Below are 14,016 nucleotides of genomic sequence, written 5' to 3' on the forward strand. Positions count from 1 at the left end.
GCGCGCGTTCACGCAAGCGTCTGATACCACGCGATTTTTTTTGAAAAAAGATTTGCGTTTCAATAAAACGCTGGTATGATGCGCGGCATTGGAGAGATGCCGGAGTGGTCGAACGGGACGGATTCGAAATCCGTTGTACTGGCAACAGTACCTAGGGTTCAAATCCCTATCTCTCCGCCATATTAAAGGCCCCGAGCGCTGTATAGCCCTCGGGGCCTTTTTCATTTGGGGGAATTTTGGGGGAATGGGGGAGCGTGTATTTCCCCCAAGCGTTCGCTATCATTTCCCCCATGGCCTACTACGAGAAGCGCGGGGACGCCTGGCGCGCCCAGATCCGCCGCAAAGGATATCCAACCCTTTCCGCCACCTTTGACACCAAGGCAGAAGCCCAGCGATGGGCCGCCGAGATCGAGGGTGACATGTCGCGTGCACGCTTTGTGGACATGCGCGAGGCCGAGAGCACCACACTGGCCGAGGCCCTGGACCGATACCTGTCCGAGGTGACTTCTACCAAGAAGGGCGCCAAGCAGGAGCAGGTCCGCATCAAGAAGTGGAAGGAGCACAAGCTGGCCGGCAAGGGCCTGGCGGCTATCCGCTCGAGCGACATGGCCGCCTACCGCGATGCCGAACTGAAGGAAGGGAAGTCGACGGCGACAGTGCGCCTCAACCTGGCGGTGATCAGCCATCTCTACACGGTGGCCACCAAGGAATGGGGTATCGAAGGACTGACCAACCCTTGCCGGGCGATCCGGATGCCAAAGGGCAGCAAAGAGAGGGATCGGCGCCCAACGCCGGCGGAGCTCACCGCGCTTTACAAGGCAGCTGGCCAGATGAATGCCCAACTTCCGGTGTTCATTGAGCTGGCCGTGGAGACGGCTATGCGCCGGTCTGAGCTGCTGATGCTGCGCCGCGACCAAGTGCGAGGCAAGGTTGCCTATCTGGAGGACACCAAGAATGGCGAGCGCCGCGCCGTGCCATTGTCCTCGCGGGCGATTGCCCTGTTGGAGGGGTTGCCCACGCCGATCGGTGGAGGCCGGTACTTCAACCTAGCGCTCAACACGATCAGCAACTACTTTCCCCGGGCCTGCGTCGCGGCCGGCATTGAAGGTCTGCGCCTTCACGACTTACGCCATGAGGCGACCAGTCGCTTCTTCGAACGCGGCTTCACGATGATGGAAGTCGCGAGTATCACGGGCCACAAAACCCTGGCGATGCTCAAGCGATACACGCACCTCAGCCCGCAGGACCTCGCCGAAAAACTCGGTTGAATTACTATTTCAGGGAAGACTTAATTTTGCCATTCAGACCAACAGATGTTTCCGAGTCCTGCTTTGCCCGCGCCAGGCTTTTGTTGATGGCTGTTATTGACGAGCCGGATATGGAGTTTGTCCACAATGACACCTGCAGGGCTGCATTAATCATAGCTGTTAGTGCATTGGATTCTTATATGCACTGGCTTATATATGACAAATTATCTGATATTAGGAAGGGTAAAGATATTCCAGGTTCGCTTCGTAAAGTGGCAGTTTCTTTTGTGGACATAGCTGAATTAGCCGATGCTGTCTTGGCCGATAGGGAAAAAATTCGCCCTTGGGTTAAAGTCAAAAATACTTTGCAGAAGAAACTGTTGACCGAGACGTTCCAGTCTTTTGAACAAGTGGGTACTGCTATGTCGATGGCAGGTATTACTGAAGGATGGAAGAAGGTTTCGGCTGAGATTGGCGAGACCAGCCCCGAGATCAAGAAGCGCCTTAACCATATTGTTCACAGAAGAAATCAGATCGTTCATGAGGGCGATGTCATGAGGAAGTCAAGACCTCGTAATGTTTTGCTGAACGATTGAATCGCCCCTGGTTTCGTAGACACCTCCAAGCCTCATAATGAGGCCCAAATAGGAGGTGCCATGAGTCGTCAGCGTTACCCCGAAGAATTCAAGATCGAAGCGGTCAAGCAAGTGACCGAGAAAGGCAAACCTGTCGCCGATGTCGCCCAGCGCCTGGGCATGTCCGTGCACAGTCTTTACGCCTGGATCAAGGTCTACAGCAAGCCCCAAGAGCAGCGTCAGCAAGACGACGATCAGCAGGCCGAACTGCGCAAGCTACGCGCTGAACTCAAGCGCGTGACGGAAGAGCGAGACATCTTAAAAAAGGCCGCCGCGTACTTTGCCAAGGAGTGCGGCTGAAGTACGCCTTCATCAAGAAGCACTCGACTGATTACCCGGTGCGGCGCCTTTGCCAAACCCTCAAGGTGCACCCCAGCGGCTATTACGCCTGGCTGGCCGAGCCTCAATCTGCCCGAGCAAAAGAAGATCAACGTCTGCTTGGCTTGATCAAACACGCTTGGCTGGAAAGCGGAGGTGTATACGGCTACCGCAAAATTCACGATGACCTGCGTGAGCTGGGAGAGGAATGCGGCCGAAATCGAGTCAGGCGCTTGATGCAGGCGGAGGGACTGCGTTCTCAAACGGGCTATCGGCGGCGTCCAGGGTTCTATGGTGGAAAACCAACAGTGGCCTCGCCCAACCACCTCGCGCGGCAGTTCAAGGTAAGTGAGCCGAACAAGGTCTGGGTGACAGATATCACTTACATCCGCACCTATGAAGGGTGGCTCTACCTCGCGGTAGTGCTGGATCTGTTCTCACGCCAAGTAATTGGTTGGTCAATGAAGCCAAGGATGTGCAGCGACCTGGCTATCGACGCGATGTTGATGGCTGTTTGGCGACGCAAGCCTCAGCAGCAAGTTATGATTCACTCAGATCAAGGCAGTCAGTTCAGTAGCTCGGATTGGAAAAGCTTTTTGAAGGCCAACAATGTAATCAGCAGCATGAGCCGGCGGGGAAACTGCCACGACAATGCCGTAGCCGAGAGCTTTTTCCAGCTTTTGAAGCGAGAGCGAATCCGACGAAAGATCTACACAACCCGTGAAGAAGCCCGAAGTGATATTTTCGATTACATCGAGATGTTCTATAACCCTAAACGCCGACACAGCAGTGCTATGCAGCTGTCTCCAGTAGAGTATGAGAAACGCTATTTCCTGAGCTTGGAGAGTGTCTAGAAAACCAGGGGCGATTCAGATATCGGCATGGACCAGACAATTAAAGACATTAACTGGCTAAACGACCTTGTCAAAGCGATAGATCAAATTCGATAACTTGTTACACCATTTTTAGAGTTGGTGGCGCTCTCCGCTTGCGGCCAGCCGTTTGTTGTTTGTGGGCGCCATCCCTAAATTCACGCAGAAATCTGCGCACGTCCTCTTTCAGCCAGCAGTGCCGGTTACCCATCTTGAAGCTCTTGGGTAGCCACGGCACGCCGCGGCGAATCCCTTCCCTAATCGACGCCTCGGTGCGACCCAGCAGCTTGGCCAGGCCCTCAACCGTCAGCACCTCGGTTTCCTCGCTCATTCCTTCCTCCCGACCTGACTCGTCAGGTTCTCTTCTTCAGCCTGACCTGTCGCGTCAGCGTTTTTCAGTTCATCCACCACAGACTGGATGCCTGCCGCATAGCTACCAGGTCTGCCCTCAGTTGCTCCGGTGAGCCGCTCGACTACCAGCTCGACAGGCGCGGCCCGGAGAGAGGCGACCATGTCGATCGCCCACTCGCGCCCCTGAAGGAACATGTACCGGTTGATTGGTCCGGTGATGACCACATCCTTGGTCGCTGGCGCAATGGTGGTGGCCACAGCTGGAGTTGACTGGCTTCCCGCTGCTCGGGATTGAACAGAGTTCAACTGCCCACGCGCTCGCCGAAGCGCCATCGATGCGAGGATGTTCATGGGGCCACCCGAAAGTGGTCGGCCAGCACCCGGCGCCCATCCAGGCCACAAGCGGCAGACAGGTCGAGCACCTGCCCGAAGGTGGTGTCGCGCTGCTGCAGGGCGTCCCATAGCAGCAGGAGTAGGCCGGCCTGGCTCATGGCTGGCGCTCCAATGCGGCTCGCGCGCGCCATCCGATCCAGGCGCACTCCAGGTAGAAGCCGACGTACTGGCCAGCATCTTTTTGCTCGAAGTCCTCATTCGGGTTGATGAGCTGCATCGCTGCCTCGAAGCGTGCTCGCTCATCCTGCTCAGTTGGCACGCCGCCTGGTTCCGAGCTGCCGGAAAGGGCCGCAGCGATACGCTCAGAAATTCGGCGGGTCTTCCAGGGGTCTTGGGGAGGGTCAGTCATCAGCAGCGAGCCATGGCTTGCCTGAGCATCGCGCAAGAGCGTGTGCGCTTCTGCCAGCTTACCCTGCAGATCGCCTTCGCTGACGCTGACGATCCTCGCCAGGCCGCGCCCGGCTGATGCCAACTGACCAGGCTTGGCAAAGGGAAGGATGTTCGACAAGGGCGCAGCCTCGCAGGCGCGCAGCACCAGTGTGATGCGATCAGGCGCTTGCATGCTGGCCACCCTGCGCGGCGTTGAAGCCGGCGAGAAACACCTTGTAGTGGGCGCGGGTGCAGGCGTCCTCGAAGCTGGAGCCGCTTTTCACCAGGTGCTCCTCGGCTAGGCCGGAAGGGTTCAGTTTGATGAAAAGGTCAACCGGGTCGGTGATGACGCCTGGTGTGGTGACTGGCAGCTGACCACCTTCGGCCTGGATCTTGTCGAAGATTTCCTGGCGGTGAACAGAAACGCCGGAAGGTGCTTCGATGCCGATGCGCGCCTGCATGCCTTGCACGCCCAGCAGAGTTACGGTGATGTCCGCGTTGATGCGGAGGGTTTCGTTTACGCGACGGGACAGGATCAACATGGGCAAACTCCTTGTGGGGGAGGGCGGCGTTTGCCGCCCTTCCATTCACTGCGTGGTGCGCAGTTCGTTACGTGGCACCCAGCCGCCGGCGGTTTTCACCATGCAGCCGACGTAGGGGGCGAACTTGGTCAGCCGCTCGGTCTGATAGCCGTACCACTGGCACGACCCCCAGCTCACTGCGGCGGTGATAGCGAGCGCGGACAGGGAGAGCCCTGCAACCGCTCCCAGGCCTATGTGCTTCCGCTTCACACATCGATCCCAAAGTCTTTCGGGCGAAGGCCAAGCTGCACGCCTACGTCCGCTAGGACTTTCAGTTCTTCCGGGCTGATGTTCCCGTCACCCTCGGCGACGGTGATCATGTTCACGAACACCTCTTCAGCATCGAGAGGGTTGTTCTTGATGTCCGCGATCTCGCGCATGATGTTCATGCGGCCGAGGCGGAAGCCGGCTTGCAGTTGCTCTGTGAACAGATTCACGGTGGCGGTGATTTCCTGGCCGAAGTGCTCCAGGTTCTTGTTGGCGCGGATCTGGATGTCGATCTGAGCCGCCTCGTTCTTGCTGATCTCGCCGTCCGCCGCAGCGACGAGCAGGCAACCGCCGACGATGGCCTGCATGAGGTCGCGGTTTTCCAGTTTCTTGACAGCGCGCTTGGCGCCGAACAGTTTCTTTCCGATACCGAACATGGTGTTTCCTCTGGTTGTTGAGATTTCTCAGGGCGAGCAAAGGCCCGCCGCGTTTGTTGGCTTTCGCAAAAATCAGGGGTGGATCAGGTCAGGTGGCTGGCATCACGCCGCCGCAAGGGAGCACTCGGCGCGCCTGGTCGCCACTCGGACTTCAACTTTCCGCTCTCCGGTGTTTCCGCTGCGGCGAACACGCAGAAGGTGTTCTTCATCGATCGCTGCTTGGCCGACTAGCGCAACGCACATGAACATGGAAAGCTTGCGAGCTATGCCGCGATAGAACAGCTCGGTTGGTACAGCGGAGCGACTGCTGATGCCGAGCTTGTAGAAGACCCGTTCAATCGATTTTTTGATGGTTGCGGGCGAGCAGTCGAGCTCTCTGGCGATCTCTTTGTTGCCAAGGCCACAGCAGATGCCGAGTGCTGCTTTCAGTTCTTGAGCAGCAAGAATTCCGACACTTCCTTCCATGCCTCTGAAGCTGATTACGTTCTGCATTGGGCACCTCCGTGTGTAAGCTGATGAATCAAAATATAAGCAGATTGATATTCAAGCGCAAGCGTCTTGCTTATATTTTTTATCAAGACGTTTATTTTCTGATCGGCGGGCACAAAAAAGCCCGGGATCACCGGGCTCTTGAGTGAGGTATTCAGCTAGTAGAAGGAAGCGCCCCAGAAAACGCGCCCGATAATCTCGATGGATTTTTCGGCCATTTCCTCTGCGGTGTATGTCTCGTCAGGGTGCTCGCCTTGGTTGAAGCTTCGGAAGCGTACGCCGCCTCCTGGCACGCGATACAAAACCTTCACCCGCAGCTGGCCATCATGCTTGATGGCGTACATTTTCCCATCGACAATCTGGGTTTGGCCGATGTTCACACCAACCGTGCTCCCATCTGGAAGAACGGGCTCCATGGAGTTTCCCGACACCACCACGCATACGGCCTGGTCGAATTGGACGTTATGCGCGCGTAGCGATCGCTTCCCGAATCTGAGCTTTGCAGTGGAGCTTCTTTCAATCACTGTGCGACCGCTTCCTGCAGACAATTCGACTTCTCGAAGAAATGGGATCTCTACCTCGTCATCGTCGAGAGGAGTGTCATCATCCCACAAGCTAATCGGGTCCAGACCTGCGGCAACGCCCGCGGAATTCACCTCGTTGAATCCCTCCTCGTAGCCCTCTTTGAACTGACGCTCCAGATCGGCGTCGTGGGGCTGCGCATCAGAAATCAGCATCCCTCCCATGCCAGTCACCAGCCAGGTGGCCGACACGCCGCACGCTTCTGCGATTTGGAAGAGGTAGGTGGAGCGCTGGGTCTTACCGGATTCCAGCTGGCTGATCGCGGTCTGAGCTATCCCCACCTTCTCGGCGAGCTGGCTCTGGGTGAGGTTCGCGTGGCTTCTTGCAGCCTTGATTCGTAGTGAGAGATTCATCCGCTGATCCTATAAAGATACTTATCTGCTTGCAAAGAAGTGTGCTTCTGTGCAGCATATAAATTGACTTATCAGAGACCCCTTCGATGGCTCGTTCAATCAGCAAGCTGATAAACCATTTCGGCACCCAGGCGTTGACTGCGAAGGCGCTGGGCGTGTCCCAGGCCACCGTTTCGTATTGGCGGTCTGGGGCCGTGAAGATCAGCGCTGAAAAAGCATTTCTTGCCGAACTCGCCACCGGAGGCGCTGTGAGCGCCGCATCCCTGTGCCCTCTGATTGCTCAAGTCGAAGCTCGCCACAAGGTAGGTGAATCATCTACCAAAGCTGCCGCTGGCGCACCTGGGCCTGATGGCTCTGTATGTCCGTCCAGTGAGATTCAGGTGGCAAGCGCATGAAGAAAATTCTGCATGCGAAAACCTATTCCCGCGCATGCGCGGATCAGGAATGCATTCGATCGTATGGCATAGATGCCCAATCCAATGGCATATCAGCCATATCAAGTTTTTGTCAGATTTTCTGTCCCGAGAAGGGGCTGTCGCCGCCCACTTCTAAGGTGTGACTTGCAGTTTTTGGAGATGTGATATGTGCGCACGAACAACTATTCGCCAGCCCCGCCCAGGGTAGGCCCAGACCCTCTCAGATGAGGGGGTTGCAGATTTTGTGCTCTGTGGATGATGGGGCTTACCCAAATCCCGGGCACAAAAAACCCGGCTTCGCAGGCCGGGCTTCTTAACCAGCTCCTTGCAGGGAGCCTTTTGTGAATCTTCGTCTGTGGAGGACGATATCGTGCACCCAAAAAATACCACCGAGCCATCACCAGCGCAACAAATCCTCACTCGCAAGATCGGCTTGCTCAACACGCCAATCACGAACACCAGTGATCAACTGCTCAGTGTGGAGGCAGGCATGGGAGCAGAAGACGCGCTGCGCGCGGCCCGAACTCTGTCCTCCGGGTTGAGCCAGCTCTGTCAGCACATGCACGACAGCCTGAACATGGGGGAAATGGCTTACTGCGATGGCATGGCCGCCCTGTGCTTCCTCGGAGAGACCGTGAGCGCCTTGATTTTCTCCGTTGAGAAAAGCGTGGCTGCAGCTGCTGGAAACGGGGGTGATGTATGACGGCCGCCCCGACAGTTGCAGATGTGGCTGCAGAAGCTGAATTCCAGCTCATGGTTTGCAAGGAAAATCTCGAGTGGATGGCGGCTCTGGCAGGCGCCATCCACCTAAGCCATACGCAAGACGGGGGTCGTACCGCAGACGCGCTGGCCAACTTGGCCAAGTACCTTGAGGACACCAATTTCGGTGACGTCGAGCATCAGATCAAGCATTTCCGAAAGACTTACGAGGAGAACTCCGCGCCACAGAAAGCCACCACTCGAAATCGTGGCGCGGGAGGCGCGGCATGAGCCTGCCTTCTGCCGCCTTCACCACCATGGACACCCTTGAGCTGCTGGCGCTCGTCAACGAAGCCCGCGCTGCGTTCGGCGAAGGGGCGGTTCGTCATAACGATTTCGTTGCTCGCTGCAAGGATGAGCTCGACGGGGAGCACTACGAAACTTTCGTAGTGCAAAATTTGAACAATACCCAGTCCGAAGGGCTTCGCCTCACCGCCGATCAGTGCAAGCTGGTCGCCATGCGCGAGTCGAAGGGCGTTCGCCGCCGTGTGCTTGCCCGTCTGAACGAACTGGAGGGCCAGCAAGCCCGCCCCATGACCCAGGCCGAGATCACCGCCGCCAACGCCAATCACCTGGTGGCCGTCGAACGCCAGCAGCGCGAGCAGCAGATCGCCCTGGAGCGAATCGAGAGGCGAGTGGACGACCTCAGCCAGACCACGGTGTGGGATCACTGCCCGCAAAACTGCCAGTCGCTGACCCGCATCAAGGAAACCATGCTCAAGCGTCACGGCCTGTCGGGCGCCGTCGTGGACTATGTGCTGAAGGTCTGGCCCAACCAGCCAAACCCGGCCGGCATGGTCCGCAATGGCCACGAAGAAGCCCTCGGCTCGCAGTACCTGGTCTGGTCGAAAAGCCACGTCACCGCCGCCTTCCACCGCTTCGTGTCCGAATCCACGATGGTAACCGCCACCCAGGCGACCCACCCATATTTTGAGGGCCGGTTCCGCCTGGTCCAGAAGGCCCAATGATGAGCAACGTTCTGAATTTCCCTGCGCCTGCGGATGTTGAGGTGATCAGCGAAGAAGCCTTCCGGAAGTACACCGACGCGGCCCTGCTGCTGAAGTGCTTCGAGGTCATCAAGGACACGCTCGACGTGATCAACGAGCCCGAGTACTCAATCGAGAAGGAGGACGACACTCACATCGACCTAATCCGGGCCTTCTACGCGCTCAAGGTGCTGTTCGCGCGCAAGACAGGTCATGACGCAGCTGTCGTGGCTCAAGACCACTGGGAGGCCATGGGCCGGCACTTGCTGGAGGGCGCCCCTTACCCGGACCAGCTGATCCCGATCGCGGGCGCGTTCATCAGCCCAACCCCTCCAGATGGCTACTCCCACCTTGGCAACCTGGAGCTGGCCTGCGCCGCGTACAACGCCAGCGATAAGGTCAGGCTTGGCACCAACGCAACCCTTTCCGCTGACAACGCGCAAATCAAGGCGACCGTGGCCGTGGAGGCAATCAACGCCACCACCGCCCTTGGCATCCTGGTCCGCCGACTCTCCGGTGGCACGCTGACGGATATGGCGCAGGTGGTGAGCGGTATTACGGGTCTCTCATCGGAGACTCTCCAATGACCATTACCACGAACCCAGCCCAGGAGCTCCCGCAGCGCGCAGGAGCAAAGATCATCAATGGACCTTGGCCAACCTACACCCAGTTCAAGGGCTTGCCCGAGCGCGAGCGCTGGACTATCTACGAGCTGGCCAAGGCTGGTCGGCAGGCCATGGAAGACAAGGGCTTCGAGATGACCGAGAGCTACGACGCCTTTGTGCGCCGAGTTACGGAGGAGCTTGACCTGTGAGCACCATCCTAATGACCGCCTGCTGGCCGCTCGAAATGAGCGCCGCTCAAAAGTCGGTCCTGATCTCGCTTGCGGATAACGCCAATGACGATGGCGTCTGCTGGCCGTCCATTGCCAGGATCTGCGAGCGCACATGCCTGAAGGAGCGGGCTGTGCGCAACGCGATCCGGTGGCTGGAAAGTGTCGGCTTGCTGGTGGCAAAAGAGCGCGCAGGGCGGTCGACCTACTACGTCGTAACCCCGGCATCTTATGCCCCCGGCATTAAATGCCCCCCTGCACCAGATGCCGGGGACCCCGGCAGCACGTGCCCCCCACCCCGGCACCAGATGCCGGACACCCCGGCACCAGATGCCCCCAGAACCGTAATAGAACCCAAAGGTGAACCATCAAGGAACCGTAAGAGGGGAAATGACGGTTTCACGGTCGAGCAAATGCTTGAGTTGGCACCGCCTGATCTGACCGAACAGACCGCCCGTGACTACTTCCAGTTCCGGAAGAAGAAAGGCCCGCTCAATACGACGATCTGGAACACCGTGCTGAAGGAGCTGGAGTCGTGCCGCCAAGCTGGCATCAGCTCCGACAAGGCACTGGCTGAAGCAATGACGGCTGGCTGGCAGGGGTTCAAGACGGAATGGCTTGTGAATCGACTCAAACAGGACGCTTGGAGCGCTCCAGCTACCGGATCGCGTAGCGCAGTACTGCAAGTGCCCTCCCATCACCAGGAGATGTACCCTGATGACCTCATCTAAATTCAGTCCAGCCCCAGGCGAGCGCGCCACCGGCATTGCCAAATGTGAAGCACCTGGTCATGGCCAGTACGAAACGAAGCAGGTCGAGCAGTTTGGTGGAGGGTGGAAGGCGACTGAGTGCCCGCGCTGCCGCTGGGAGGCTCTGAACCTCCAGTGCGAGGGCAGCGTGCGTGACGCTGCGTACGCTGAGAAGGAAGCCGAAGAGCTCAACCGTGACCTTTTCGCCACCGGCATCACGCCGCGCTTCCGGGGCTGCACGTTCGACAGCTTCATCACCAACGCTGAATCGGCCAAGGTCCGCGCCCAGTCTATTTGCCGGCGCTACGCCGAGGAGTTCGAAGGCCACTACCGGGCTGGCCGCGCACTGATGCTACTGGGCGAGGTCGGGAACGGGAAAACTCACCTGGCCTGCGCCATCCTGCAGCACGTTGTTCGGGAATACGGCGCCAAAGGCCTGAATGTGACTGCCGAGGCAATCATGCAGGCCGTGACGGACAGCTTCCGTAGCAACGCAGGGCCTTCGAAGTCCGACCTGCTGGCTGAGTTGGCCGCTGTCGACTTGCTGGTGATCGACGAGGTCGGCATGCACACGCCCCGCCCAGGCAAGGACTTCATGCCGAGCCTGCTGCACGAGGTGATCGACCGGCGCTACCAGCTTGTTCGCCCAACGATCCTGATCAGCAACCAGGACCGTGAGCAGCTACCGGCCTACATCGGGCCGCGAGCCATGGACCGCCTGCGCGAGAACGGCGGCCTGCTGGCGCCCTTCACCTGGTCGTCAGCGCGTGTAGGAGGGGCGGCATGATCAGCCAAGATTACGCGGCTTGCACAAAGGATGTGTCACGGTTGCACAGCCCTGAGTCAGAACACGCCCTGATCGGCGCCATGATCCACCAGCCAGCGCTCATTGACGACGTGAAGCTTGAGGTCGGTGATTTCTACCAGTCCGACTGTGCTGAGCTGTTTGAGCTGCTGCTGGCGCTCAAGGCGAAGGGGCGGCAGATAGACGTGGTAACCCTGTCAGATGCCAGGCCGACCTTGGCAGACGGCCGTGGCACGCTGGCGGTGGCTGCTCACATCGCTCACAACACGCCGAGCGCGGCAAACTTCGCGGAGTACGCCCGGATCGTGAAGCAGCGGTCGGTGGCCCGCCGGGTGATCGCCGCTGCGCACATCATGTCGGAGCGCCTGAAAGATGGCGACTCGCTGGACGAAGTGCTGGCGCAGGGGCAGCAGGCCTGGATCGCCCTTGAGGCGGAAGGTCTGGATGCCCGCAAGCGGTACCGCTTCGTGAGAGAGATCCTGCCCGAGGCAATCGACGGGATTGATCGCCGGTTCAATCGTGAGGTGGTGCTGGGCTTCGACACCGGCCTGCCATCGCTCGACAAGTTCATTCCCGGCATCTGCGCCGGGCACATGGTGGTTATTGCCGGCGCCCCAGGCAGCGGCAAAACCACCTTGGGCCTGGGCATCGCTGAGCGAGTGGCGCTGGTGGCCAAGTCCACGTCGCTGGTGTTCAGCCTTGAGATGACAGATGTGGAGCTGACAAACCGGTCGCTGGCCTCGGTGGGTAGCGTGCAGCTGAAGCACATCACCGAAGGTCATTCGATGGTCGACAACGATTGGCCAGGCCTGACGGCGGCTGTGAGCAAGCTCGATGGTGCACCGCTGATCTTCTGCGATGACGCCTCGTTGACGATGCGGGATATCAGGCAGATCTGCCGGACCGTCAAGCGCGAGCACGGCCTGGGCTCCGTCACGCTGGACTACATCGGCCTGGTCAATGGCGAGAGCAAGTCGGCCAGCAGATACGAGCAGGTGACCGACATCAGCAAGTCGATCAAGCGCTTGGCGAAGGAGCTTGGCGTCCCGGTGATGGTGCTGGCGCAGTTGAACCGCGGCCCAAGCAACCGCGCCAACAAGCGCCCCACGAAGAGCGACCTTCGCGACTCTGGCCAGATCGAAGCCGACGCCGACGTGGTGGTGCTGGTCCACCGAGACAGCGAGTCCGAAGAGGGGCAATCGGGCGTCACCGAGCTGATCGTGGACAAAAACCGCCACGGCGAGACCGGATTCTGCCGAGTGCAGCATCAGGGCGCCTATCACAGGTTTGCCGAGCTGGTCGGGTATCAGCCGAGCAACGAAGAAGTCGAAATGGGCAGGACATTTGCCGGCCGCCACCGCACCAAAGGAGCTAAGCATGAATCTTTCTAATTTCTGGCCACGCGCTGGCGCTGGCAAATCTGCAACCCCGGTCGTGTCGGTGAGCGTGACGAGGCGTGCCGGCGCGGAACAGCCAGTTGCCACTGGCAATACCCCTAAGCTTGCAGAACCGCACCCGCGCCTAGTTGGGCCCCGCGAGCTGCCCGACACCCTGGAGGCCTGCGAGACCCTGCATGAGCAGCTGGTGGCTGACGCTATCTGCCTGGAGCTGTCGCTGGCGCAGGCCGTCGAGCGTGCCATCCAGGGCACGCCATACGACCGAGCCTGGTACAACCGGGCGAAGGCAGCGCTCAAGCACATCAACCATGACCGTACCCGCGCCCTGTACCGCTGTGGACAGTTACGTAAGGAGGCCAAGCAGCAATCCCAGCAGGGCCTGGACCGGATGATCCTTGACGTGATCAAAGAGTCGATGGCGGCTGACCAGTTTCTGGGGTATGTGCGAATTGCCGAGGCCCGTGCGGCCCAAGGGGGTTCTCGATGAGCAACGTAACTGTGGCATTGCCGCGCAAAAGCCTGACCGCCGTGGAGTGCAAGTTCCTCAAGGTGGGCAACCGCATGTTGCTGGAGCAGAACAACGGCCGCATCGCATCAGCGGCCCTGATGGACATCGTGGCTGACTGGCACGCCGCGCGCGCCAATGTTGGCTTCGAGCAGTTCGCCAAGGGCTGGATCACCGAAGGCAACGCCAAGAACAAACACGCTGACAAGCTGCTGCGCGAGCTGTTCGGCCTGGACACCGACCCAACGCCCCGGAGGGCTGCATGAAGAAACGAACCTACGTGGACAAGGCGCTGGGCGACACCGAATACATGCTCGAGCAGTGGGGCTGGTGGCGAATGAGTGAGATGGGGGTGCCACGCTACGTGTCACCACTCTATGCGCTCATGCGCGACAACGTACCCAGCGAGGGCGGTGCTCGGCAGCATGTCATCACAGACGACCTGGCCCTGATCATCGACGGAGCGGTGGCCAGGCTGACGAAGCGCAACCAGCAAATGGGTGACTTCGTCTGGGCCTACTACGGCTCAAAGCACCCAGCCATGCGAGTCGGAAGGGAAGCAGGCATGTCCGAGCGCAAGGCCCGGGAGATCATCAAGGCCGGCGTGGCATGGATTGACTGCGCGCTCGAAGAAATTCGAGAGGCGGCTTAAAAATCTCTATGCGGGCGGATAAACACCTGCTTTCATAGCAGCGTGTCCAGCTTGCAAGCAACGCGACACCAACGAACCCCG

General features: G+C 59.1%; 23 protein-coding genes, 1 tRNA gene and 1 pseudogene. 16 read left to right on the forward strand and 9 right to left on the reverse strand.

Going from position 1 to position 14,016, the window contains the following annotated elements; translation table 11 throughout:
- Positions 1-90: 90 nt before the first annotated feature.
- The 4 genes from ACOKS3_RS06800 (at position 91) to ACOKS3_RS06815 (ending at position 3,054) form a co-directional block, all read left to right on the forward strand.
- A tRNA-Ser gene (locus ACOKS3_RS06800) sits at positions 91-180 on the forward strand.
- Positions 181-290: 110 nt separating this feature from the next.
- Positions 291-1,268 (forward strand): integrase, encoded by a 978-nt coding sequence (locus tag ACOKS3_RS06805; RefSeq protein ID WP_103446263.1) that lies wholly within the window; start codon positions 291-293, stop codon positions 1,266-1,268.
- Positions 1,269-1,354: 86 nt separating this feature from the next.
- The gene (locus tag ACOKS3_RS06810; RefSeq protein WP_422764538.1) at positions 1,355-1,843 is read left to right on the forward strand and encodes a HEPN domain-containing protein; all 489 of its coding nucleotides are present in this window, start codon (positions 1,355-1,357) and stop codon (positions 1,841-1,843) included.
- Positions 1,844-1,903: 60 nt separating this feature from the next.
- A protein-coding gene (locus ACOKS3_RS06815; RefSeq protein WP_087535084.1) for an IS3 family transposase occupies positions 1,904-3,054 on the forward strand; the annotation gives its coding sequence in 2 pieces (ribosomal slippage) (positions 1,904-2,138 and positions 2,138-3,054; 1,152 coding nt in all).
- Positions 3,055-3,154: 100 nt separating this feature from the next.
- Here the strand turns inward: ACOKS3_RS06815 and ACOKS3_RS06820 are convergent.
- The 9 genes and pseudogenes from ACOKS3_RS06820 to ACOKS3_RS06860 all read right to left on the reverse strand — a co-directional run bounded on the left by ACOKS3_RS06820 (position 3,155) and on the right by ACOKS3_RS06860 (position 6,834).
- Complete coding sequence (locus ACOKS3_RS06820) at positions 3,155-3,403, reverse strand: helix-turn-helix transcriptional regulator (RefSeq protein ID WP_103446265.1); 249 nt, start codon at positions 3,401-3,403, stop codon at positions 3,155-3,157.
- The gene (locus ACOKS3_RS06825; RefSeq protein ID WP_103446266.1) at positions 3,400-3,774 is read right to left on the reverse strand and encodes a hypothetical protein; all 375 of its coding nucleotides are present in this window, start codon (positions 3,772-3,774) and stop codon (positions 3,400-3,402) included. The genes ACOKS3_RS06820 and ACOKS3_RS06825 overlap by 4 nt, the downstream gene beginning before the upstream one ends.
- Positions 3,771-3,914, reverse strand: a complete 144-nt coding sequence (locus ACOKS3_RS06830) for a hypothetical protein (protein WP_181004456.1) — start codon at positions 3,912-3,914, stop codon at positions 3,771-3,773. Before ACOKS3_RS06830 ends, ACOKS3_RS06825 begins: the two co-directional genes overlap by 4 nt.
- Positions 3,911-4,378: a hypothetical protein gene (locus ACOKS3_RS06835; RefSeq protein ID WP_103446267.1), complete on the reverse strand. Its 468-nt coding sequence runs from the start codon at positions 4,376-4,378 to the stop codon at positions 3,911-3,913. Before ACOKS3_RS06835 ends, ACOKS3_RS06830 begins: the two co-directional genes overlap by 4 nt.
- A 187-nt stretch (positions 4,379-4,565) precedes the next feature.
- A pseudogene (gene csrA / locus ACOKS3_RS06840) lies at positions 4,566-4,727 on the reverse strand (carbon storage regulator CsrA); the annotation flags it as partial.
- Positions 4,728-4,772: 45 nt separating this feature from the next.
- A complete protein-coding gene (locus ACOKS3_RS06845; protein WP_103446269.1) occupies positions 4,773-4,976 on the reverse strand; it encodes a hypothetical protein in 204 nt (67 codons plus the stop codon).
- Entirely contained in the window at positions 4,973-5,410 is a 438-nt protein-coding gene (locus ACOKS3_RS06850) for a tellurite resistance TerB family protein (protein WP_103446270.1), read from the reverse strand. The genes ACOKS3_RS06845 and ACOKS3_RS06850 overlap by 4 nt, the downstream gene beginning before the upstream one ends.
- 102 nt (positions 5,411-5,512) lie before the next feature.
- A complete protein-coding gene (locus ACOKS3_RS06855; RefSeq protein ID WP_103446271.1) occupies positions 5,513-5,902 on the reverse strand; it encodes a LuxR C-terminal-related transcriptional regulator in 390 nt (129 codons plus the stop codon).
- A 155-nt stretch (positions 5,903-6,057) separates the two neighbouring features.
- Entirely contained in the window at positions 6,058-6,834 is a 777-nt protein-coding gene (locus tag ACOKS3_RS06860; RefSeq protein WP_103446272.1) for an XRE family transcriptional regulator, read from the reverse strand.
- A gap of 86 nt (positions 6,835-6,920) precedes the next feature.
- Between ACOKS3_RS06860 and ACOKS3_RS06865 the strand changes: the two genes are divergently transcribed.
- The 12 genes from ACOKS3_RS06865 (at position 6,921) to ACOKS3_RS06920 (ending at position 13,935) form a co-directional block, all read left to right on the forward strand.
- Positions 6,921-7,229 (forward strand): transcriptional regulator, encoded by a 309-nt coding sequence (locus tag ACOKS3_RS06865; protein ID WP_103446273.1) that lies wholly within the window; start codon positions 6,921-6,923, stop codon positions 7,227-7,229.
- A 391-nt stretch (positions 7,230-7,620) separates the two neighbouring features.
- Positions 7,621-7,953 (forward strand): hypothetical protein, encoded by a 333-nt coding sequence (locus ACOKS3_RS06870; RefSeq protein ID WP_103448204.1) that lies wholly within the window; start codon positions 7,621-7,623, stop codon positions 7,951-7,953.
- Positions 7,950-8,240: a hypothetical protein gene (locus ACOKS3_RS06875; protein WP_103446274.1), complete on the forward strand. Its 291-nt coding sequence runs from the start codon at positions 7,950-7,952 to the stop codon at positions 8,238-8,240. Before ACOKS3_RS06870 ends, ACOKS3_RS06875 begins: the two co-directional genes overlap by 4 nt.
- Positions 8,237-8,977, forward strand: coding sequence for a phage antirepressor (locus tag ACOKS3_RS06880; RefSeq protein ID WP_103446275.1), 741 nt, complete (start codon positions 8,237-8,239; stop codon positions 8,975-8,977). Before ACOKS3_RS06875 ends, ACOKS3_RS06880 begins: the two co-directional genes overlap by 4 nt.
- Entirely contained in the window at positions 8,977-9,582 is a 606-nt protein-coding gene (locus tag ACOKS3_RS06885) for a hypothetical protein (protein ID WP_060519589.1), read from the forward strand. The genes ACOKS3_RS06880 and ACOKS3_RS06885 overlap by 1 nt, the downstream gene beginning before the upstream one ends.
- On the forward strand, positions 9,579-9,809 hold the full coding sequence (locus tag ACOKS3_RS06890; protein WP_060519512.1) for a hypothetical protein: 231 nt from the start codon (positions 9,579-9,581) through the stop codon (positions 9,807-9,809). Before ACOKS3_RS06885 ends, ACOKS3_RS06890 begins: the two co-directional genes overlap by 4 nt.
- Positions 9,806-10,558 (forward strand): helix-turn-helix domain-containing protein, encoded by a 753-nt coding sequence (locus tag ACOKS3_RS06895; protein WP_256219724.1) that lies wholly within the window; start codon positions 9,806-9,808, stop codon positions 10,556-10,558. Before ACOKS3_RS06890 ends, ACOKS3_RS06895 begins: the two co-directional genes overlap by 4 nt.
- Complete coding sequence (locus ACOKS3_RS06900; RefSeq protein WP_060519514.1) at positions 10,545-11,363, forward strand: ATP-binding protein; 819 nt, start codon at positions 10,545-10,547, stop codon at positions 11,361-11,363. Before ACOKS3_RS06895 ends, ACOKS3_RS06900 begins: the two co-directional genes overlap by 14 nt.
- On the forward strand, positions 11,360-12,772 hold the full coding sequence (locus ACOKS3_RS06905; RefSeq protein WP_422764656.1) for a replicative DNA helicase: 1,413 nt from the start codon (positions 11,360-11,362) through the stop codon (positions 12,770-12,772). Before ACOKS3_RS06900 ends, ACOKS3_RS06905 begins: the two co-directional genes overlap by 4 nt.
- Positions 12,759-13,265 carry a hypothetical protein gene (locus tag ACOKS3_RS06910; RefSeq protein ID WP_060519518.1) on the forward strand — a complete coding sequence of 169 codons (507 nt, stop codon included), beginning with the start codon at positions 12,759-12,761 and terminating at the stop codon, positions 13,263-13,265. Before ACOKS3_RS06905 ends, ACOKS3_RS06910 begins: the two co-directional genes overlap by 14 nt.
- Positions 13,262-13,549: a hypothetical protein gene (locus ACOKS3_RS06915; protein WP_019752326.1), complete on the forward strand. Its 288-nt coding sequence runs from the start codon at positions 13,262-13,264 to the stop codon at positions 13,547-13,549. Before ACOKS3_RS06910 ends, ACOKS3_RS06915 begins: the two co-directional genes overlap by 4 nt.
- Entirely contained in the window at positions 13,546-13,935 is a 390-nt protein-coding gene (locus tag ACOKS3_RS06920; RefSeq protein ID WP_012313237.1) for an antiterminator Q family protein, read from the forward strand. The genes ACOKS3_RS06915 and ACOKS3_RS06920 overlap by 4 nt, the downstream gene beginning before the upstream one ends.
- Positions 13,936-14,016 lie beyond the last annotated feature (81 nt).

Origin of the sequence: Pseudomonas sp. HS6-2, assembly GCF_049325675.2 — a bacterium.
Taxonomy (GTDB): domain Bacteria; phylum Pseudomonadota; class Gammaproteobacteria; order Pseudomonadales; family Pseudomonadaceae; genus Aquipseudomonas; species Aquipseudomonas putida_N.